This is a genomic window from Stackebrandtia albiflava (assembly GCF_007994225.1).
Taxonomy (GTDB): Bacteria; Actinomycetota; Actinomycetes; order Mycobacteriales; family Micromonosporaceae; genus Stackebrandtia; species Stackebrandtia albiflava.
The window spans coordinates 284,588-303,538 of sequence record NZ_VLLL01000006.1; the positions used below are offsets into that span (position 1 = coordinate 284,588).

18 protein-coding genes and 2 tRNA genes are annotated in these 18,951 nt (G+C 68.9%); 13 read left to right on the plus strand and 7 right to left on the minus strand.

The window, feature by feature from the left end:
- Positions 1–812: 812 nt before the first annotated feature.
- Together LX16_RS12050 and LX16_RS12055 are read right to left on the minus strand one after the other, a co-directional pair.
- Positions 813–1,175: a hypothetical protein gene (locus tag LX16_RS12050; protein WP_147138234.1), complete on the minus strand. Its 363-nt coding sequence runs from the start codon at positions 1,173–1,175 to the stop codon at positions 813–815.
- Positions 1,176–1,177: 2 nt separating this feature from the next.
- Complete coding sequence (locus LX16_RS12055; protein ID WP_147138237.1) at positions 1,178–1,450, minus strand: hypothetical protein; 273 nt, start codon at positions 1,448–1,450, stop codon at positions 1,178–1,180.
- A 297-nt stretch (positions 1,451–1,747) separates the two neighbouring features.
- On the opposite strand from LX16_RS12055, the gene LX16_RS12060 reads away from it, so the two are divergent.
- Positions 1,748–2,611 carry a hypothetical protein gene (locus LX16_RS12060; protein ID WP_147138240.1) on the plus strand — a complete coding sequence of 288 codons (864 nt, stop codon included), beginning with the start codon at positions 1,748–1,750 and terminating at the stop codon, positions 2,609–2,611.
- 139 nt (positions 2,612–2,750) lie between these two features.
- On the opposite strand, the gene LX16_RS12065 is transcribed toward LX16_RS12060, so the two are convergent.
- Together LX16_RS12065 and LX16_RS12070 are read right to left on the minus strand one after the other, a co-directional pair.
- Complete coding sequence (locus LX16_RS12065) at positions 2,751–2,948, minus strand: hypothetical protein (protein WP_147138243.1); 198 nt, start codon at positions 2,946–2,948, stop codon at positions 2,751–2,753.
- The gene (locus tag LX16_RS12070) at positions 2,945–4,165 is read right to left on the minus strand and encodes a PspC domain-containing protein (RefSeq protein ID WP_158645571.1); all 1,221 of its coding nucleotides are present in this window, start codon (positions 4,163–4,165) and stop codon (positions 2,945–2,947) included. The genes LX16_RS12065 and LX16_RS12070 overlap by 4 nt, the downstream gene beginning before the upstream one ends.
- Positions 4,166–4,352: 187 nt before the next feature.
- Here LX16_RS12070 and LX16_RS12075 point away from each other — a divergent pair, with 187 nt between their 5' ends.
- The 5 genes from LX16_RS12075 (at position 4,353) to pcrA (ending at position 10,817) form a co-directional block, all read left to right on the plus strand.
- A complete protein-coding gene (locus LX16_RS12075; protein WP_425304429.1) occupies positions 4,353–5,600 on the plus strand; it encodes an ATP-binding protein in 1,248 nt (415 codons plus the stop codon).
- Positions 5,597–6,247 carry a response regulator gene (locus tag LX16_RS12080; RefSeq protein WP_147138252.1) on the plus strand — a complete coding sequence of 217 codons (651 nt, stop codon included), beginning with the start codon at positions 5,597–5,599 and terminating at the stop codon, positions 6,245–6,247. The genes LX16_RS12075 and LX16_RS12080 overlap by 4 nt, the downstream gene beginning before the upstream one ends.
- A 252-nt stretch (positions 6,248–6,499) precedes the next feature.
- Positions 6,500–7,573: a thioester domain-containing protein gene (locus tag LX16_RS12085; RefSeq protein WP_147138256.1), complete on the plus strand. Its 1,074-nt coding sequence runs from the start codon at positions 6,500–6,502 to the stop codon at positions 7,571–7,573.
- Between the two features lie 435 nt (positions 7,574–8,008).
- Positions 8,009–8,395 carry a chorismate mutase gene (locus LX16_RS12090; RefSeq protein ID WP_280176815.1) on the plus strand — a complete coding sequence of 129 codons (387 nt, stop codon included), beginning with the start codon at positions 8,009–8,011 and terminating at the stop codon, positions 8,393–8,395.
- 124 nt (positions 8,396–8,519) lie between these two features.
- Positions 8,520–10,817, plus strand: coding sequence for a DNA helicase PcrA (gene pcrA / locus LX16_RS12095; RefSeq protein WP_147138263.1), 2,298 nt, complete (start codon positions 8,520–8,522; stop codon positions 10,815–10,817).
- 43 nt (positions 10,818–10,860) lie between these two features.
- Here the strand turns inward: pcrA and LX16_RS12100 are convergent, their stop codons facing one another.
- Positions 10,861–11,652, minus strand: a complete 792-nt coding sequence (locus LX16_RS12100) for a M23 family metallopeptidase (RefSeq protein WP_147138266.1) — start codon at positions 11,650–11,652, stop codon at positions 10,861–10,863.
- A gap of 328 nt (positions 11,653–11,980) precedes the next feature.
- On the opposite strand from LX16_RS12100, the gene LX16_RS12105 reads away from it, so the two are divergent.
- From LX16_RS12105 to LX16_RS12125, 5 genes are all read left to right on the plus strand, one after another.
- Positions 11,981–12,187: a hypothetical protein gene (locus LX16_RS12105; protein WP_147138270.1), complete on the plus strand. Its 207-nt coding sequence runs from the start codon at positions 11,981–11,983 to the stop codon at positions 12,185–12,187.
- 57 nt (positions 12,188–12,244) lie between these two features.
- Complete coding sequence (locus LX16_RS12110; protein WP_147138273.1) at positions 12,245–14,770, plus strand: putative bifunctional diguanylate cyclase/phosphodiesterase; 2,526 nt, start codon at positions 12,245–12,247, stop codon at positions 14,768–14,770.
- 85 nt (positions 14,771–14,855) lie between these two features.
- Positions 14,856–14,928: transfer RNA gene (locus LX16_RS12115), tRNA-Thr, on the plus strand.
- 30 nt (positions 14,929–14,958) lie between these two features.
- Positions 14,959–15,031: transfer RNA gene (locus tag LX16_RS12120), tRNA-Met, on the plus strand.
- Positions 15,032–15,341: 310 nt separating this feature from the next.
- Positions 15,342–16,277, plus strand: a complete 936-nt coding sequence (locus tag LX16_RS12125; RefSeq protein ID WP_147138276.1) for an intradiol ring-cleavage dioxygenase — start codon at positions 15,342–15,344, stop codon at positions 16,275–16,277.
- 109 nt (positions 16,278–16,386) lie between these two features.
- Here the strand turns inward: LX16_RS12125 and LX16_RS12130 are convergent, their stop codons facing one another.
- On the minus strand, positions 16,387–16,659 hold the full coding sequence (locus LX16_RS12130; RefSeq protein WP_147138280.1) for a type II toxin-antitoxin system Phd/YefM family antitoxin: 273 nt from the start codon (positions 16,657–16,659) through the stop codon (positions 16,387–16,389).
- A gap of 187 nt (positions 16,660–16,846) precedes the next feature.
- Positions 16,847–17,710: an alpha/beta fold hydrolase gene (locus LX16_RS12135; RefSeq protein WP_211354475.1), complete on the minus strand. Its 864-nt coding sequence runs from the start codon at positions 17,708–17,710 to the stop codon at positions 16,847–16,849.
- A gap of 72 nt (positions 17,711–17,782) precedes the next feature.
- Between LX16_RS12135 and LX16_RS27110 the strand changes: the two genes are divergently transcribed.
- On the plus strand, positions 17,783–18,421 hold the full coding sequence (locus tag LX16_RS27110) for a winged helix-turn-helix transcriptional regulator (RefSeq protein ID WP_211354476.1): 639 nt from the start codon (positions 17,783–17,785) through the stop codon (positions 18,419–18,421).
- A gap of 361 nt (positions 18,422–18,782) precedes the next feature.
- Entirely contained in the window at positions 18,783–18,950 is a 168-nt protein-coding gene (gene rpmG / locus LX16_RS12145) for a 50S ribosomal protein L33 (protein WP_147138283.1), read from the plus strand.
- Position 18,951 lies beyond the last annotated feature (1 nt).

Sequence of the window (18,951 nt, forward strand, 5' to 3'; positions counted from 1 at the left end):
ATAACCGGCGGTTGCCTGTGGATAACCGGGCGATTCCTGTGGATCGTGCTGTGGATTTCCCGGCGCTTCACCGGGACGTTCCTGTGGATAACCCTGTGGATATTCCTGAGCGGAGACGAGGTTATCCGCAGGTGAACTGGCGTGTCGCGTCACGGCCGCCGAGGCGGCGGGATCGGAGGTCTCCTCCGTCGCCTCGTCCTCGGCGGGGCCGGATTCGACCGCCGCCGGATCGGCCGACTCGTCCTCGGGTGCCGCCCCCGGTGACACCTCGGGCGAGCCACCCCACGGGCCGAACAGCTCCACAGTGGGTTCGGTGGCCGGTGGCTCCGGGTCGACTTCGCCGGAGATCAGCCGTCGGGTGTGCCGGGGGTCGGGCGGAGCCGTGGCCTGGGGGGCGTTCCCGGTCTCCACGGCCGTGCCGGAGTCGTCGGCCGCCTCGGCCCGCGCGTCGGATTCCGGGGCGCCGCCGGCGGGCTCACCGTCGTGGTCTCGGGCCGACGCCTCGCCCGGCGGGTCGGCGGGTTCTCGGCGAGCCCGGTCGGTGCGCTCCGGGGACGGTGCCTCGCTCCGCTCGGCGCCGTCCGGTCCGCTTCGCGGCCCGGTTCGGCTCGCACGCTCACCGCTGTGCTCTTGAGTTCGGCTCGCACGCTCGCCGCTGCGCTCTTGAGTTCGGCTCGCACGCTCGCCGAACAGAACATCCGCGAGCGCGGTGGTGGGGTCGGGTTCGGTGGACTTGGGAGCCTTGAACACCGCCGTCGGGCGGGTCTGGGGGTCCGTCTCGGTGTGGTGGCCGGACGGTGGAGGGGCGGAGTTCATGCCAGCTCCTCCCGGATGACGATGCGGTTCGCGGAGAAGCGCCGGTCGCGTTGCTCGGTCATGGGTTCGCGGGTGCGTCGCCAGTCGGTCAGGACCGTGCGGATCACCGCGCGGGCGGGGCGGTCGGGGTCGACGTAGCGGAAGATCAGCGACGTGCTCACCATCGCCAGGGCGATCTCCCAGGCGGGGAAGATCTCGACCCGGAACGTGAACAGCCAGTGGACGAACATGTAGAAGGCCAGCAGCGCGGTGAAGACGCCGTACTGCGCGTAAGGCAGATGCACCGGGAACGTGTAGCCCGGTGGACCCAGATAGAGCAGCCTGGCGCGGTAGATGTCGTCGTCGGTGCGCAGCTTCATGGCTACTCGCCGTCCTCGCTGGTGAACAGCAGGTCGACCAGGCCGCCGCCGAACAGCACCAGGGTGGTCGCGCCCGCGATGAACGCGATTCCGACGATGGCGATCGTGGAGGAGGTGAGCACGCGGGAGACCTCGCCCTTGTTGGCCCGGGCGATGAAGATGACACCGAGGATCGCGAGCAGGATCGGTGCGATCCGGCTCAGGAAGAAGGACAGGATGCCCTCGGTGTTGAGCTCGTTGGCCTGTACGGCCAGCAGGTACGGGATGTCTCTCATGTGCGGTCGTCCTTCATCGATACAGGAAACACGAATTCGGTCATTCGTGGTGCCCGGCGGGTCGGATAATTCGTGGGTACTCCCGGGATCCGATGGCTTTCAGTGTCACCTTGAGACTGTGACCTGCGAATTCGGGACTTTCTGTCAGATAGCCGACACCGGGCGTGTCGGTAATCGGCTGCGGGTGTACGGGTCTGCCGACTGTGGTCGTTTTGCTTTAGCCTCAATGCCGGACGCCGAGCCGGTGTCCGTCCGGGCAGTGGCGACGTGATCGCCTGCCGACAGGAAGGTACGGCAATGGAGTTGCGCATCGGCATCGCCGTCGCGGCCCTCGCGGTGGCGGGGCTAGTGACGGCGGGGTTGTCGGCTGCGGCGCTGGGCACCGCGAAGGCGTGGGCGAAGTGGCCGGTCGAGGGGCGGCGTCCGAAGAGCACCGTGCCACCGTGGATCGGCGTGGTGATCGGCGTGGCGCTGTGCGGCGCCGCGGCGGGGGCCGGTGCGTCGCTGGCTCCGTTGCCGAAGCCCATGATGTGGTACGGCGGGATCGGGGTGGCCGCCGTCCTCGGCGTGGCGTTGAGCGGCTGGGGAGCGGCCAAGCTCGCCGGCAAGATCGAACTATCCGCACTAATCAATTCGCCGTCTCCGGGAGGTGGAGATCTCCAGCGTGCCACGCCACACCACGTGCCGCAACCGAACGTGATGACCGAATCGCGGCCCGAATCCGAGATCGCCTACGGCGAACCGTATCCGGGACTGGTCGCGCAACGCGGCGGCCACGAGGTGATCGGTCGGGACGCCTACGCGCCGGTCGTTCCATCGCCCTCCTCCTCGCCTGAAGTCGTTGCCGGGCAAGCACCCGAAGCGTTCACGGACGGGCTTCATACTACGACGCCGAGTTCCGGTTCCCCCGCAATCCGGCACACCGCCTTCGATACGGCCGACGCCGACCCCGAACTGCCGGAGGACGCCACGCCCGGCTGGGTCTACACCGACGAGGCCGACCAGTGGTATCTCGTGGTGGCGTTCGCCGACCGGCTGCGGCTCATGCGGCTCGGCGACTTCACGGTCGCCGACGCGGCGTCGATCGACGGGGAGTTGCGGTTGTCCGGAAGCATCGAGATGACCGTCTGGCCCGTAGAGGAACAGTCGACAGAGGAGTGAGGGGCGAACGAACGCCCCGAACCGGAACGGTCCGGGGCGTCACCCCCAAAGGAAGGGAACGACGGCTCCCATGCCGCGCCACCCTACCGCACGGTGGCCGGACGCTCACCGCCCGCATCGGGTGTCCGGGCCGCGGCGGTCATTCCTCGTCGCCCGGCCGCCGCAGCGCGGCGAACAACGCGATGACCCCCGCGAGCGTGAACGCGGAGGTGAAGATGATGCCCGCCGCGGCCAGCGACACGGGAACGAAGGCGTTGACGATGCCGACCACACCGGTGGTCGCGAAGAGCATCCCGAGGATGAGATAGGCCGTGCTGGCCGGGTGGCGGTCGCTCACCGGGTCACCTCCAATGTGCCGAACTCGATGGTCACGTCGATCGTCACCCGACCGCCGCCGGGGCCGTCCGCCCCCTCCGACACGAGTTGCCCCGAGCCGGCCGTCTCCATGGTCACGTCGCTCGCCGGATCGTGGATCTCCGCGTTGCCGCCGGTCATGTCGACGAACAGGACCACGTCGACGTCCGGCGGCACGTGTATCTCGGCCGCGGCACCGCGCACCATGACCTGCAGCCGGACCTCGTCGGACTCGGTGAAGTCGATGCCGCGCAGATCCAGCTCGGACTCCCCGAACCACACCGACCACTGCGGCGGGATCTCCTCGACCGACACCGGCGCCATCCGCTCGTTGACCGGCCCGGCGGGACGGTCGTTGGTGTCGAAGTACTGCACCGCCAGCACCGCCGACAGCGCCGCGCCCACGACGATCAACGACCGGGACCGCCCCCACCAGGTCGCGACGATGAGGACCATCCCGATCAACAGCAGCGCGACGCCACCGAACGCCCCCGCCGGGACCGGCACACCCGCCATCGCCACGATCGACATCACCGCCATCGCCAGCGCGGTCACGGCCCCGCCGATGACGGTGAGCCGGTGGCTGTACCGGCGGCGCACCGGAGGAGCCGGGGGCACCGGTTCGACGGGCGCCGTCACGGACGGCGTCTCCGGCTCCACGGCGGGGAATTCCCGGGTGCGGGCGTAGGGGCCGCCCGGCGCGAAGGGCGACCGGTAGCCCTCCTCGGTGGCCGCGACGACGGGCTCGGGTGCCGCCGGCGCGTCCGTCTCGTCTGGGGCGGACCGCCGACCGGCCGCGACCGCCGCGGCCGGCGTCGCCACACCCAACACCAGCATCGGGTAGTTCGAGGGATCGAGACACACGACGACACCGAGGAACGCCACGGTCCCCGCCAGCGTCAACGTGGCGGCCAGCGACGTGCTGCTGCGCCCGCGGCCCAGCAGCGACTCCAGGGCCGACACCTCGTCACCCCGTTGCGGGAAGCACAGCCACGCCAGCGCGTACAGCAGCAGACCGATGCCGCTGAACACCACGAGCACCGCCAGCAGCGCCCGCCACAGGAGTGGATCGGTGGCGCTGGCCCGGCCGAGCGCGGCGCACACGCCCGCGATCTTCCGGTCCGACCGGTCGCGCACCAGACCGGAGCGACCCATGAGGCCACCCGGGGGCGGAGTCGGCTCGCTTCCCACAGAGGTCATCAGTCGATCTTGCCAACCGGCCGGCACCGGCGCATCCGGGCGGCCCCCTGAGATAACCCTGAGCCGGGAAAATACGGGACGGCTGGGGGACGGCACCCCTGTCGGCGGCCCGTGCCGCGTGTGACGATGGGGTTGTTTCCGGCGCGGACCCCGCCGGGTCGAGCCCCACCGTGGAGAGGAGCCGGTCATCGAGACGCAGGAGGCGGTCCACCGCCGACCGGCCAGGCCACCGCTGCGGCGGGTCCGTGCCGGCCGGTTGCTCACCGGTGTGGCGCGCGGGTTGGCCGAGCACCTTCGCGTCCGGCCCATATACGTGCGGTTGGCGTTCGTCGTGATGGCCACCCCGCTGTTCGAGGGACTGGGCGTCCTGCTCTACGTGGCGCTGTGGGCGGTGCTGCCCAACGACACCGGACGCAACGCGTGGCGGGACCGCCGGCAGTGGCCGGTGTTCGCGCTGCTGGGGATCGCGATCGTGTTCCTGTCGGTGCTGACCGGGTGGGCCGGCCCGGGGATGCTGTTCGGCTGGCTCGCCGCGCTCGTCGCGCTGGGCGCCGGGGTCATCTGGCACCAGATCAAACCCGACGCGGACTGGCTGACGACGATCGTCGGCGAGGGGGGCCGCCGCTCGGCGGTGCTGCGGCTGGGCGGCGGCGGACTGCTGGTCGCCGTGGGCGTCATCGGGACCCTGGTGGCCCTGGTCGGCATCAACCGGGACGGACTCTCCGACATCCTGAACAGTCTGTTGTTCACCGCCATCGCCTTGGCGGGCGTCGCGGTGGTGTTCGGGCCGCTGGTGTACCGGATGTTCACGCAGCTGCGCGAGGAACGCGAGGGCCGGGTCCGTGAGGCCGAACGCGCCGACATCGCCGCGATGGTGCACGACCAGGTGTTGCACACACTGGCGTTGATCCAGCGGCGCGCCGACGACCCCCGCGAGGTGGCGCGGTTGGCGCGCGGACAGGAACGGGCGCTGCGGAACTGGCTGTACAAGCCGACCGCCGAGGCCGCCGACAAGTTCGGCGCGGCGCTGGAGGCCGCCGCCGCCGAGGTCGAGGACTCCTTCGCCATCACCGTCGACGCGGTGGTCGTCGGCGACCACGACATGGACCCGCACGTGGCGGCGCTGGTGGCCGCCGCCCGCGAGGCGATGGTCAACGCCGCCAAGCACGCCGGCGTCGGCAGTGTCTCGCTGTACGCAGAGGCGGAGCCGGGCCTGCTCAGCGTGTTCGTGCGGGACCGGGGCGCCGGGTTCGACCCGGAGGGGGTGGCCGACGACCGGCACGGGATCCGTGGCTCTATTTTGGACCGGATGCGGCGGCACGGTGGCACCGCGGAGGTGCGCAGTACGGTCGGGGAGGGCACGGAGGTGCGGCTTACCATGCCGGTGGACTCGGCGGGCGACGGTCCGGCCGGTGACGAGGAGGAACGGGTATGAACGATCAACCCAGGCTGCGGGTGTTCCTGGTGGACGACCACGCCATGTTCCGGGCGGGTGTCCGGGCGGAACTCGGTGACGCCGTCGAGGTGATCGGGGAGGCCGGGACGGTCGCCGAGGCGGTCGCGACGATCCGCCGGGTGCTGCCGGACGTGGTGTTGCTCGACGTCCACATGCCCGACGGCGGCGGCCGGGCGGTGCTGGAGCAGGTGAGGGCGAGCAATCCCGACATCCGGTTCCTGGCGCTGTCGGTGTCGGACGCCGCCGAGGACGTCATCGGCCTGATCCGCGGCGGCGCGCGGGGTTACGTCACCAAGACCATCGGCGCGGCCGAACTGGTGGCCGCCATCCGGCGGGTCGCGGACGGGGACGCGGTGTTCTCACCGCGGTTGGCGGGTTTCGTGCTCGACGCGTTCGCCGCCAAGAACCAGGCCCCGGCGAGCGACCCGGAACTCGACCAGCTCACCAACCGGGAACGGGAGGTGCTGCGGTTGCTGGCCCGGGGGTACGCCTACAAGGAGATCGCCAAGGAGTTGTACATCTCGATCAAGACCGTCGAGACGCATGTGTCCAATGTGCTCCGGAAATTGCAGATGTCCAACCGCTACGAGTTGTCGCGCTGGGCGGTCGATCGCCGCATCGTGTGACCGGAAAGCGTTGTCCCACACCGTCCCCTTGGCTTCGCGCATCGCACAACGTGTCCGTCGATCGTGCCGGATCGGCCCGCCCGTGCCGGATTCGCGTAGAAGTCACCTGATTGTGACGGGCATCAATGCCCCATATGGGACCAAACGGTCCGCCGAATCATTGTGCCCCAACCGCAACCCGTTGTCATCCGCTAACGTGTGACTCTCGGAAAGAACTTCCCTCAATTCCTGTTCCCCCGGGAGGGACACTCAATGAAGAACAACTGGCTGCGGGCGACCGTTGCCCTCACAGCCGCAGGTGCGCTCGGTATCGGCATGGCCGGCACCGCCGCCGCCGAAGACGAGGACGAGGCACCGACCCCGGTTCGGGGCATCGTCACCACCGAGCCCGGCTGGGGTGTGACGGGCGGCCCGGGTGCCACCCGGATCTCGATCACCCCGGACGGTGCCTCTGAGGCGATCCTGGCGTACTGCATCGACATCGAGACGAGCCTGCACCCGGAGTTCATCTACGAAGAGGGCGCCTGGGACGCATCCAATGTGAACAACCTCGCCAAGGTGCAGTGGGTGCTTCACCACAGCTTCCCGACCGTCGACCCGGCCGCACTGGCCGAGGCCGCGGGCGCCGACCTCGCCACGATCGACGCCGAGAGCGCCGACGAGGCCGCCTACACGGCGACGCAGGCGGCGATCTGGAGCCTCACCGACGGGTTCGCCCTCGACACCGGCAACTCGACCGATCAGGGTGACGCCGAGGACGCCGTCGTGACGGCGATCTACAACTACCTGACCGCCGGTGCCACCGAGATGCCGGAGCCGATCACCGAGATCACCTTCGACGGCCCGTCCTCCGGTGACCTGTCGGAGAAGATCGGTCCGTTCACGGCCACCGGCCCGGGCGAGGTCAACCTCACCGTCGAGAACGGCAAGCTGGTCGACGCCGACGACAACGAGCTGACCTCCGTCCCGTCCGGCGGCGAGTTCTACATCCTGCCGGATGAGGGCGCCACCGAGATCACCGTGACCGGTACCGCCACCGTGGCCGTGCCGACCGGCACCGTCTTCATGTCGACCGGTGAACTCGCCAAGGTGAGCACCATGTCGGCCGGCGACGAGTCGCAGAAGCTGATCCTGGCGGGCGTCATCGAGGGTGAGACCGAGGCGCAGCTGAAGATCACCGTGACCGGCGACAACACCCTGCCGGTGACCGGTCTGTCGCTGACCAACTCGCTGCTGCTGGGCGCCGCCCTGCTGGTCGCGGGCGCCGTCGTGCTGGTGGTCATCCGCCGCCGCCGTACCGCCGCCACCTGGGGTGACGCGGCCTGATCCGTCCTTAGAGGCTGTCGTTGATCCTGCTGTTCTGCTGCGCGTCGCCCGGTCGGCGCCTCGCGGCGTTGTCGGAGGATCCTGCGTACAACACCGGTACGCAGGACCTCACTCCGCCTTGCGAATGCACTCGACCGGACCGCCGCTCGCAACGAACGAGGATCAAAGACAGCCTCTTACAGCGGTTCTGAGAACCTTGCGCCGGCGGTACCCGGAACACCCGGGTGCCGCCGGCGTCGTCGTGTCCGGTGACGGCGGCAGCAGTGCGGGCGGCTCCATCCCACCGGCCGGAACGCGCACGTGACGCACCCGACCACCGGTGAAGGGCGGGTCTCCGGCGCGGCGTGTGGCATACTTGCCGACGTGATCGGCAACGCGCGATTTTATGGCTACTACGGCACCGGATGTCCGGGCCGTAGGTCGCGCTGAGCCGCCATAGACCTACCGCCCCGGGCATCGAGCCCGGGGCGTCTCACTTTCCGCGACGCCACGGGCCGACCCGGGACCGGCGGGCACCCGACCCACCGCACACGGCATCGCGAGGAGTACGACATGACCGCCACCACGACCCGCACCGAGGACGCCACCGAACTCGCCGAGCTGCGCGAGCGCATAAACCGGATCGACGCCGAACTGATCCGGTTGTGGCGGGAACGGTCACAGATATCCAAAGAGGTCGGCAGGCTCCGGATGGCCTCGGGCGGCACCCGTCTGGTGCTGTCCCGGGAACGCCAGATCTGCGACCGGTTCCGTGAGGCCCTCGGCGAGGACGGCACCCAGTTGGCGCTGCTGCTGCTCCGGGCCGGCCGGGGTCCGTTGTAGACACCGCCGCGCCGTGGGGCGGAGACCTCCGCCACGCGCCCGGTGCCCGGAGCGACCCGGGCCGTACCGCCGGTCGTCGGCGCCCGTCACGGTGTCGGAGGGCGGGCATACACTTGACGGCGCCATGGACTCGATTCTGGATACGTCCGCCCCGTTGACCACCGACCGGCTGCTGGCCGGGCTCAACGAACCGCAACGTCAGGCGGTGACCCACGAGGGTCCGCCCCTGCTGATCGTCGCGGGCGCCGGGTCCGGCAAGACCCGGGTGTTGACCATGCGGATCGCCCACCTGGTGGCGATGCGTCACGTCCATCCCGGCGAGATACTGGCGATCACCTTCACCAACAAGGCCGCCGCCGAGATGCGGGAACGGGTCGCCGGTGTGGTCGGCAACCGCGCCCGGCTGATGTGGGTGTTGACGTTCCACGCCGCCTGCGTGCGCATCCTGCGCCGGGAACACGACCGGCTCGGCCTGAAGTCGAGCTTCACCATCTACGACTCCGACGACTCGCGACGCCTGATGCAGCAGGTGGCACGCGAGATGGAGCTCGACAAGCGCACCAGCGCCCGCGGCCTGCTCGCCGCCGTGTCCCGGCTGAAGAACGAACTCATCGATCCCGACGCCGCCCTGTCGACCGCCGACACGCCGAAGCAGCGCACGGTGGTGGAGGCGTACCGGCGCTACGACGAACGACTGCGGGCCGCCCACGCCCTCGACTTCGACGACATCATCGGGCACACCGTCCACCTGTTCCGGGCGTTCCCGCAGGTCGCGAGGGAGTACCGCCGCCGGTTCCGGCACGTGATGGTCGACGAGTACCAGGACACCAACCACGCCCAGTACGCGCTGATCCGGGAACTCGTCGGCACCGACGAGGACGACACCGAGGTGCCGCCCAGCCAGTTGTGCGTCGTCGGCGACGCCGACCAGTCGATCTACGCGTTCCGGGGCGCGACCATCCGCAACATCCTGGAGTTCGAACGCGACTACCCGCAGGCCAGGACGATCCTGCTGGAACAGAACTACCGTTCCACCCAGACGATCCTCTCGGCGGCCAACGAGGTCATCAGGCAGAACCCGGGCCGCAAGGACAAGAAGCTGTGGACCGACTCCGGCGACGGCGCCAAGATCGTCCGTTACGACGCCGACAACGAACACGACGAGGCGCTGTGGGTCGCCGACCGGATCGACGCCCTCGCCGACTCGGCGGGCGTCAAACCCGGTGACGTGGCGGTGTTCTACCGCACGAACGCACAGTCCCGGGTCTTCGAGGACGCCTTCATCCGGCGCGGCCTGCCCTACAAGGTCGTCGGCGGTGTCCGGTTCTACGAACGCCGCGAGGTCCGCGACGCCCTCGCCTACCTGAAACTGACCGTCAACGACGACGACACGGTCTCGGCCCGCCGCGTGGTCAACGTGCCCAAACGCGGCGTCGGCGACCGCGCCCTGGCCTGCGTGGACGCCCTCGCCGACCGGGAGCGGATCTCCTTCCCGGCGGCGCTGCGCCGCAAGGGCGAGGCGATCGGACTGTCGTCGCGCGCCGCCGGCGGCATCGACCGGTTCCTCGCCGTCGTGGACCAGGCCCGCGCGCAGGCGGCGGCCGGTGAACCACCCGAGGTCGTGCTGGAGACCCTGCTGACCGACAGCGGCTACCTCGCGGAACTCGCCGCCTCCCAGGACCCCCAGGACGAGGCCCGCGTCGACAACCTGCAGGAACTCGTCAGTGTCGCCCGGGAGTACACCGAACGCACCCTCGCCGAGACCACCGGCGTAGACGTCGAGGGCGCCGAGGCCGAACCCACCGTCGCCGGATTCCTCGAACAGGTCTCCCTGGTCGCCGACGCAGACCAGATCCCCGACCAGCCCGACGACGCCGACGGCGTCGTCACGCTCATGACCCTGCACACCGCCAAGGGCCTCGAATTCGACGTGGTGTTCCTCAGCGGCATGGACCAGGGTGTCTTCCCCCACGAGCGGTCGCTCAGCGAACCCGCCGAGATGGAGGAGGAACGCCGGCTCGCCTACGTCGGCATCACACGGGCGCGGAAACTGCTGCACCTGTCCCGCGCCGAGACCCGTAGCGCGTGGGGGCAACCCCAGTTCCACCCGCCCAGCCAGTTCCTCGCCGAACTGCCCGGCGAACTGCTGGAGGTGGAGCGTTCCACGTCCAGCCGGGCGGCGGCCTCACCCGTCACCACCCGGTTCGGCATCCCCGGCGCCGACCTGCGGCCCGCGTCGAGCCTGCCCGTCAAGGACGTGCCGGTGCTGTCGGTGGGCGACCGCGTCAACCACGACAAGTGGGGGATGGGCCGGGTCGTCGAGGTCAAGGGCAGCGGACCCCGCGCCCAGGCGTGCATCGACTTCGGGGACGGTGGACCCAAGTGGCTCGTCGTCCGGCACGCCCCGATCCAGCGGATCTGAACCCGCGGCACGACCGGTGAACTCCACCGGCCGTGCCGCCGGATCACCTCGTGTCCCGCTCCGGCAGCACGTTCCGCGCGGCACCGGTCACGTCCACACCGACACTCCCGAGGTACGTCACCGGATCGACCGGTGCGCCGTCCACGTGCAGTTCGAAGTGACTGTGCGGGCCGAACGAGTTGCCGGTGTTGCCGACGTCGGCGATGTGGTCCCCGGCCTCGACGACGTCCCCGGGAGCGACCGCCAGCCGGGAGTTGTGGGCGTAGTAGGTGCGTACACCGTCGCCGTGGTCGATGACGACGAGCTTGCCGAACCCGCCGTTCCACCCCGCCGACGCCACCGTGCCCGCCTGCGCCGCGTACACCGGCGCACCCTCGGGCGCCCCGAAGTCGAGGCCCTGATGCAGGACACCCCACCGCATGCCGAACAGCGACGTCAGGTCGAAGTGGTCGAGTGGCAGCCGCCACGTCGTCTCGGCCGGTTGCACCGTCAACGGCCCGGTGAGCCGGTCGGCGCCGCGGTCACTGCGCGCGGTGGTGACCGGTGCCGCTGCGCCGGTGGTCGCCGGGGTCGCGACCCGCGGTTCCTCGCGGGACTGGAAGGCGGTGGCGAGTGCGGCGTCCGGCGGCTCGGACGGCAGGGCCGCCGCCGAGCCCAGTGCGACCGCACCGGCGCTGAGCACCGCCATCCCCACCACGGCGACGTATCTGCCCTGTGGCGCGAACGGAACGGAGATCGGCGCGCGATGCCTGCCCCGGTGGATCAGCGGCGCGGCCCGGTGACGGCCCGGTGGGCGGGCGGTGACCCCGCGGTCACCGTTTCGGAGACTGAGCAATGGTCCTCCACGTGGTTCACGGTGCGACGGCACACGGAGACGTTCCGTGGAGGGGTGTTCCGTCTCGGTGGCGAACCGGAGGTTCGCCACCGGAAGTGATCTAGCCCACCGTAGCCCTCGTCGCGCCGGGGTCGGCGGCCAGGTCCCCTAGCGCACTCGGAAACGGGCGTCCGGGGAACCGGGAGTTATATGGACAATTGGGTGAATTGACTCACCGAACAGACGGCCGGACGACTACGCTGCTTGGGGTTTCCCCGCCAACTGTGGCAATATGTCAGCCACACCCCTTAAAATGCAAGGCTTTGGCATTCCAGGCAAAGGAGCCACAATGAAGGTTCCCACGCTCAAACGAGTGGCGGCGGCAATCACCTCATCAGCTTTCGCTGTTGCCGTGGTCATCGGCGGCGTCCTCGTGAGCTCCGCGGACGAGACGGCCGCCGTTCCGGCCTCTCCGACAGACCACGAATGGCACCAGGCAGACCACGAGTGGCACGGTCAGCAGGAGGCGTTGCCGGCCGATCACGAATGGCACTGACCCACACGTCCGCCGAACCCCCGGCATTAGACCAGCGACCAGGGAGGACGCCGGGCTGTGAGTCGCATTCGAGTCGATTGGCTGCGCTGGACAGCATGGGCGTTCAGTGGATCGCTCATGCTGTTCGCCGCCGTTCTCGCCGCCGTCATCTGGCCACTGCAACCCGGACAACCGAACTGGGCCGTATTCGGTCTACTGCTGGTATTCCACATCGCGGCCCTCGCGCTGCCCCTGCACCTCGAAGTGCAGCGGCAGGGGATCCTGGTCTCCGCCGGGGAGATCCCCTTCATCCTGGCACTCTTCTACCTGCCGCCCTTCTGGGTGTTCGTGGTGCGCGCCCTGGCCGGTCTCGTCGTGTACGCCTACCGATGGCTGTCCCGGAAGATACAACTGCACAAGGCCGTTTTCAACCTCGCCAACACGTGCTGCGCAGTGGCTGCGGCGGCCTTGCTGGCGCACACCATCGGTGTGGGAGCCGCCTCCGATCCCCGGACCTGGGTGACCCTCCTGTCGTCGGCGATGGTCTATCTGTTGGTGACGGCACTGTTCCTCACCGCGATCCTCTCCGTGACCCAGGGGCGCCGCAGCCTCGACGAGCTGCTGCACAGTATGGGGTCGAGCCTGATCATCGGCGGGATCAACGCGATAGTCGGAATCCTGATCCTTTTGACGCTCAGCGCCACACCGTGGGCGCTGGTGCCGTTGATCGTCCTGTTGGTCCTGGTCTTCGCCGCCTATCGGGGGTACTCCAACCTCGTGCGGCAACGTCGCGCCCTGGCCGACCTGAACGACTTCACCCAGTCGGTGGCGCAGGCGGTCCAGAGCAATCGCCTGATCGACATCATGACCCACCGGCTCCGGGAGATGCTCAACGCCGAGGTGGCGACGGTGTGGTTGCGGCGGGAGAAGCGGTTCCCGGCGATCCTGCTGTCCGCGTACATGGACAGTGAGGGACTGTTGGACACCACTCCCGTCCCACGGGAGCTGCTGGACTCCGTCCTGGCCTCCGGTCAGCCGTTGCTGGTCTCCCGGAAGATCGGTGACCCCGCCTACCGCGAACAGCTCCGCGCCGCCGACGGCAAGGACGCGATCATCGTCCCGTTGCGCTCCGGCAAGATCGCATACGGTTGTCTCGCGGTCGCGAACCGGTTGGGTGGTGACCTGAACGGGTTCGGACCCGACGAGTTGGCCCTCCTGGAGACCCTCGCCGCCCACGCCGGGGTCGCCGTCGAGAACTCCCGCCTCGTGGACCGGTTGCGGTTCGATGCCTACCACGACGCGCTCACCGAACTCCCCAACCGGCGGCGGACCATGGCGGTCTTGGAGCAGTCGATCTCCATCACGGTGCCCGGCGAGATCGTCGCCGTCATGCTGTTCGACGTCGACGGGATGCGCGACATCAACGACTCCATCGGGCACGCCTCCGGCGACAAGCTCATCGTGGAGGTCGGGCGGCGGCTCAAGGAGGCGGCACCGCCCGCCGCGCACGTCGGCCGGATCGACGGCGACGAGTTCGCGGTCGTGCTCCGGATGCCCGACACCGCCGCCGCGGTCGAACTGGCCGCCGAGATACGCGGCGCGCTGCAACAACCCTGCCTGCTCGGTTCGCTCAATGTGGACATAGACTGCGCGGTCGGTATCGCGGTACACCCCGAATCCGGTGACAACGCCGACGAACTGCTGCAACGCGCCGACGTCGCCACCCAGACCGCCAAGAACGTCTCCAGCGGCGTCCAGGTATACAACGCCGGGCTCGAATCGGGCAGCGTCCGGCGGCTGGGGCTCGCCACCGACCTGCGACGCGCCTTCGACAACGACGAACTGCACGTCTACTACCAGCCGAAGATCTCCCTGGGCACCCGCCAGCTCGTCGGCGTCGAATGCCTCGCCAGGTGGCGGCACCCCACCCACGGAGACGTCCCACCGGAGGACTTCGTGCCGGTGGCCGAACACACCGGCCAGCTCGGCCGGCTCACCGAGTTCATACTCCGGGACGGCCTCAGCCGCGTCCACGGCTGGGACGGTGAGGGGCACCGGCTCAACGTCGCCGTCAACCTGTCACCCCGCACCCTCGTCGACACCGACTTCCCCCAACTGGTCGCCGCGCTCCTCGACGAATACCGGATCGAACCGCCCAGACTCACCCTGGAGATCACCGAAGACGGCATGGTCGGTGCCGGAGGCAAGGCCCCCGAGACGCTACGGCGGCTGCGGGAGATGGGCGTCCGCCTGTCCGTCGACGACTTCGGCAAGGGCTACTCGTCACTGTCGTACCTGCGCAGGCTCCCCGCGCAGGAGATAAAGATCGACCGCGGCTTCGTGCAGGGCATGGCCACCGACGAAGGCGACCACGCGATCGTCCGCGCCATCGTCGACCTCGCCCGCCACTTCCGTATGACCGTCGTCGCCGAAGGCGTCGAGAGTGAGATGACGCTCTCACTGCTGTCGGAGATCGGTTGCGACATCGCACAGGGCTTCTACTTCTCGCGTCCCCTACCCCCCGACCGGTTCGCCGCCTGGATGGCCGCGCAACAGGGCCCCGGCGGCGACGGCCGGCGAACCGGCAGGTTGCGGGCGGTGTGACCCCGTAGACCCAAACCCGCGTGACCGCCCCGCCGAGACTCATGTACTCTTGTGCGCGGCACGTTAGCTGCAAAGCTCACGTAACGCCCCTTTAGCTCAGTCGGCAGAGCGTCTCCATGGTAAGGAGAAGGTCTACGGTTCGATTCCGTAAAGGGGCTCTCCTGATCGCTGGTGCGATCCGGTCTCGCGGCGGTGTAGCTCAGTTGGCAGAGCAAACGACTCATAATCGTTGTGTCGCCGGTTCAAGTCCGGCCATCGCTACAGCCCTAAGCCCACTGTGTTCGGGTAGACCGAACCGGTGGGCTTTCACATTCTCCGCACCCGCCTGGCGGCGGGTGCCCACGGGGGCTTCGCCCCCGTGCTCCCCCTCTGTCGGGCTCACGGTGATCGGTCTTCGCTCTGGCTGACTGTGTTCGGCTTTCGTCGAACCGGTGAGCTTCTGTTATCTCCGCACCCGCCTGGCGGTGGGTGCCCACGGGGGTCGATTCTCTGATGATTCTCCGATCCGAAACCGAGGTTCCTCGAGGCATCGGTGTCTAGCGTCTGACCCGACACGGATCACGGAGGAACCATGTGGAAGAGAAGGCGTAATCGAGACGACGTTCCGACGTATGAGGGACGGCCGTTGCCCAGGCCGAGCGAGGACCTGGAGGATCAGGGCCTCGGCTTCGACGTCGGAACGGTCCTGAACCGCCGGGGCGTGCTCGCGATGTTGGGACTGGGTGTGGTCGGCGCCGGCCTGACGGCCTGCGGAGCGGGATCGGACGGTACCTCGAGTCCCACGCCGTCCGGGAGTCCCTCCGCCGGCCCGTCGGTCGGCGAGATCCCCGACGAGACCGCCGGGCCGTACCCCGGCGACGGCTCCAACGGGCCGGACGTGCTCGAACAGAGCGGCATCGTCCGCAGTGACATCAGGTCCAGCTTCGGCGGCGCGAGCGGGACGGCGGAGGGCGTCCCCATGACCCTGCGGTTGACGATTCTCGACCTCGCGAACGGTGGTGTGCCGTTCGCAGGCGCGGCGGTGTACGTGTGGCACTGCACCCGCGAAGGCGGGTACTCCCTGTACTCGGAGGGCATCACGGAGGAGAACTTCCTACGAGGGGTGCAGATCGCCGACGCCAAGGGGGTCGTCCGGTTCACCAGCGTCTTCCCCGCCTGCTACAGCGGGCGTTGGCCGCACATCCACTTCGAGGTGTACCCGTCGCAGGCCGACATCACCGACTCGTCCAAGGCGGTCTCGACGTCCCAGGTGGCGTTGCCGAAGGACGTGTGCGACGAGGTGTACGCGCAACCGGGCTACGGGCAGTCGGTGGGGAACCTCTCACAGGTGACGCTGCTGAGCGACAACGTGTTCGGGGACGACGGTGCGGCCCGCCAGGTCGCGAGCGTCGACGGCGACGTCGACTCGGGCTACGACGTGTCGCTCGTCGTAGGGGTCGACACCGGCACCGAACCACAGGATGGCGAGGCGCCGCCGGGTCACGGCGGCCCGCCTCCCGGACGGTAGCCGGTCGCAGCGCCCGTCAGTAGTGGTATCGGGCCTTGAGAATCTTGACGACCTTGTCATCCACCCGGTAACCACGAAGTCATTTCCGGCGGAACGGACTGGATGTCCCTCACTCGTCGCCCGCCAAGGCGCTCAGGGCTTCGACGGATTTCGTCACAGTGGGCGATCCGTTGCGGTCGCGCTCGATCGCCTCCATGAGGCGTTCGGCGTTGGCGGGCGACCGCAACAGGTACACCGTTTCCCGCCAGGCGTCGAAATCTTCGGCGCTCATGAGCACGGCGTCGCCGTGCGTGGAGATGATGCGCAGGGGTTCGTGGTCGGCGTTGACCTTCTGGATCAACGGGACCAGGTCGGCTCCCACCTGACTCACGATGATGAACATGTTCGGATCCCCTCGTCATGAGACCGAATCGCCACACGTGCCACACCGACACCGCACGTCGCCCCGGATGCCGATTCTCCCGGATCGACCTGTATCGGGCAACGGGGACGAAGGGTTCGGAAGCAGTCGTCCCGGGCCGCTCCGGCACGTCGCCGTGGCAGGCCCGTGACCGGAGGATGGGCGGTAGTCAGAGCTCCAGCATCGCGGCCGCGACTTCACCGGAGGCCGAATCCGGGATCCTCGTCGAGGCGCCTTCGAGGATGAGAAGCCGTGCCCCGGGGATCTCCCGGGCAAGTGCTTCCCCGTTGCCGACCGGGAAGAACGGGTCATGGCGGCCGTGCACCACCAGTGCAGGCAACGCGAGGTCGGGAAGGCGTTCCCTCCAGCGCGGCCCGCAGTCGAGTCTGGAGAACACCATCCCCAGCTGATCGGCCATGTGCGCAGCGGGAAGTGCGCCCGGTGTGCGGTCCCATATGCGTCCGGCGGCCACGCGGGCGGCCGCCGGGTCGTCGCCGAGGATGTCGGCGCTTTCGGCCGCGTACTCCGCAACCGCGTCGCGATCGGACCAGTCGGGCATGGGCCGTGAGTACAGTCGGCCCATCGTCGCCTCATCGTGGTCGGGCAGATCGTCGTCGACCGGTCCTGGGGCGATCGGCCGTGTTCCGACGAGGGTGAGCGCCGAGAACGTCTCCGGGTGATCGAGAGCGGCGACCTGGGCGACCATGCCACCGACTCCGATGCCCGCCAGGTGGGCGGGTCGGTCATCCAGTCCGCCGGCGAGTGCCGCGGCGTCGGCGGCGAGGTCTCGCAGTGTGTACATCGGCTTCTCTGGGTCGACGGTGGTCGATTCGCCGGAATCTCGCAGGTCATAGCGCACGACGTGTCGACCACCGCGCGCCAGAGACTCGCACAGCGCGGCCGGCCACGAGAGCATGGTGGTGCCGCCCACGCAGAGAACCAGCGGGTCGGTCGTATCGCCGAAACGCTCGATGCCGAGCGTCACGCCATTCGCCTTCCGGGTGCTCACCTCAACGGTGACTTCACGGCTCATAGGTCCTCCCATCATGGTGCATAAATGAAACTTCAGTTTAAACAATGAACCGATACGACTAGGATGTCAACCATGAAGACCTACGGTCAGTACTGCGGCCTGGCCCGGGCGGCCGAGTTCCTCGGTGAACGATGGACTCTGGTGATCCTGCGTGACCTGCTCGTCGGCCCGAAGCGCTTCAACGAACTCAGGCATGGCATCCCGGGCATCCCCTCGAACATGCTGACGAATCGTCTCGGCGACCTCGAACGAGCCGACGTCGTCGAGCGGGCCATCGAAGGCCGCAGCGTCGTCTATCGACTCAGCGACTACGGGCGGGATCTCGAGCCGATCCTTCTCGCGATCGGCCGTTGGGGATCGAGGCGCATGGATGCCCCACGTGAGGGGGAGCGGCCGACCGACAGCTCCCTGGCGGCGGCTCTGCTCACCGGCCGCACCGCGACGAAGGTCGTGCCCTTCACCGTCGAGGTGACCGTCGATCCCGCGGTGGCGAACGCGGAGGTGGGGGAGACCGGCGCCAGCATCGCCGAGGGGCCCCTTGCCGACGCAGATCTCCGCCTCGGCGGCTCCGGGCTGCGTCGCCTCCTCGCCGACGGAGACGTCGGGGCGGCGCTCGGTTCCGGCGGTCTTCACTTCGACGGCCCCGCTTCGCTGGTCGAGGAGTTCGCCCGCGCATTCCGTGTTCCTCTCGACCCCTCGGGAAACCGCTGAAACACCTTGCTGGAACCGCGTGCCTCAGAGGGTCGGAAGCCGGTCACGGCGGGCGCCGGCGGAGTCCTGGAATCGTCGGATCGGCCCGTATCGGGCAACGGGGACGAAGGGTTCGGAAGCAGTCGTCCCGGGCCGCTCCGGCACGTCGCCGTGGCAGGCCCGTGACCGGGGCATCGGCCGACGCGGACGTCCCGAACAGATCGGGTACCCTGAAACGGTTGCTCGCTGCCCGTGGTACGTCCACGGGCAGCGGCCACTGCGCCGGAGACCACAATTCTCCGGCTTCGGATCAGGCCGCTAGCCCGCTAGCCTTGATCAGTCCCATACGTGAAACACCCGTAACACAGGAAGGCGCATCGCCGTGGCTAAGGCTACTGACGTTCGTCCCAAGATCACCATGGCCTGCGTCGAGTGCAAGGAACGCAACTACATCACCAAGAAGAACCGGCGCAACGACCCCGACCGGATGGAACTGAAGAAGTTCTGCCCGCGTTGCAACCAGCACACCGCTCACCGCGAGACCCGCTGAC

Coding starts and splice junctions, on each gene's coding strand:
- LX16_RS12050 (WP_147138234.1), bottom strand. CDS start 1,175: ATGAAGCTGCGCACCGACGACGACATCTACCGCGCCAGGCTGCTCTAT.
- LX16_RS12055 (WP_147138237.1), bottom strand. CDS start 1,450: ATGAGAGACATCCCGTACCTGCTGGCCGTACAGGCCAACGAGCTCAAC.
- LX16_RS12060 (WP_147138240.1), top strand. CDS start 1,748: ATGGAGTTGCGCATCGGCATCGCCGTCGCGGCCCTCGCGGTGGCGGGG.
- LX16_RS12070 (WP_158645571.1), bottom strand. CDS start 4,165: ATGACCTCTGTGGGAAGCGAGCCGACTCCGCCCCCGGGTGGCCTCATG.
- LX16_RS12080 (WP_147138252.1), top strand. CDS start 5,597: ATGAACGATCAACCCAGGCTGCGGGTGTTCCTGGTGGACGACCACGCC.
- LX16_RS12085 (WP_147138256.1), top strand. CDS start 6,500: ATGAAGAACAACTGGCTGCGGGCGACCGTTGCCCTCACAGCCGCAGGT.
- pcrA (WP_147138263.1), top strand. CDS start 8,520: ATGGACTCGATTCTGGATACGTCCGCCCCGTTGACCACCGACCGGCTG.
- LX16_RS12105 (WP_147138270.1), top strand. CDS start 11,981: ATGAAGGTTCCCACGCTCAAACGAGTGGCGGCGGCAATCACCTCATCA.
- LX16_RS12125 (WP_147138276.1), top strand. CDS start 15,342: ATGTGGAAGAGAAGGCGTAATCGAGACGACGTTCCGACGTATGAGGGA.
- LX16_RS12130 (WP_147138280.1), bottom strand. CDS start 16,659: ATGTTCATCATCGTGAGTCAGGTGGGAGCCGACCTGGTCCCGTTGATC.
- LX16_RS12135 (WP_211354475.1), bottom strand. CDS start 17,710: ATGAGCCGTGAAGTCACCGTTGAGGTGAGCACCCGGAAGGCGAATGGC.
- LX16_RS27110 (WP_211354476.1), top strand. CDS start 17,783: ATGAAGACCTACGGTCAGTACTGCGGCCTGGCCCGGGCGGCCGAGTTC.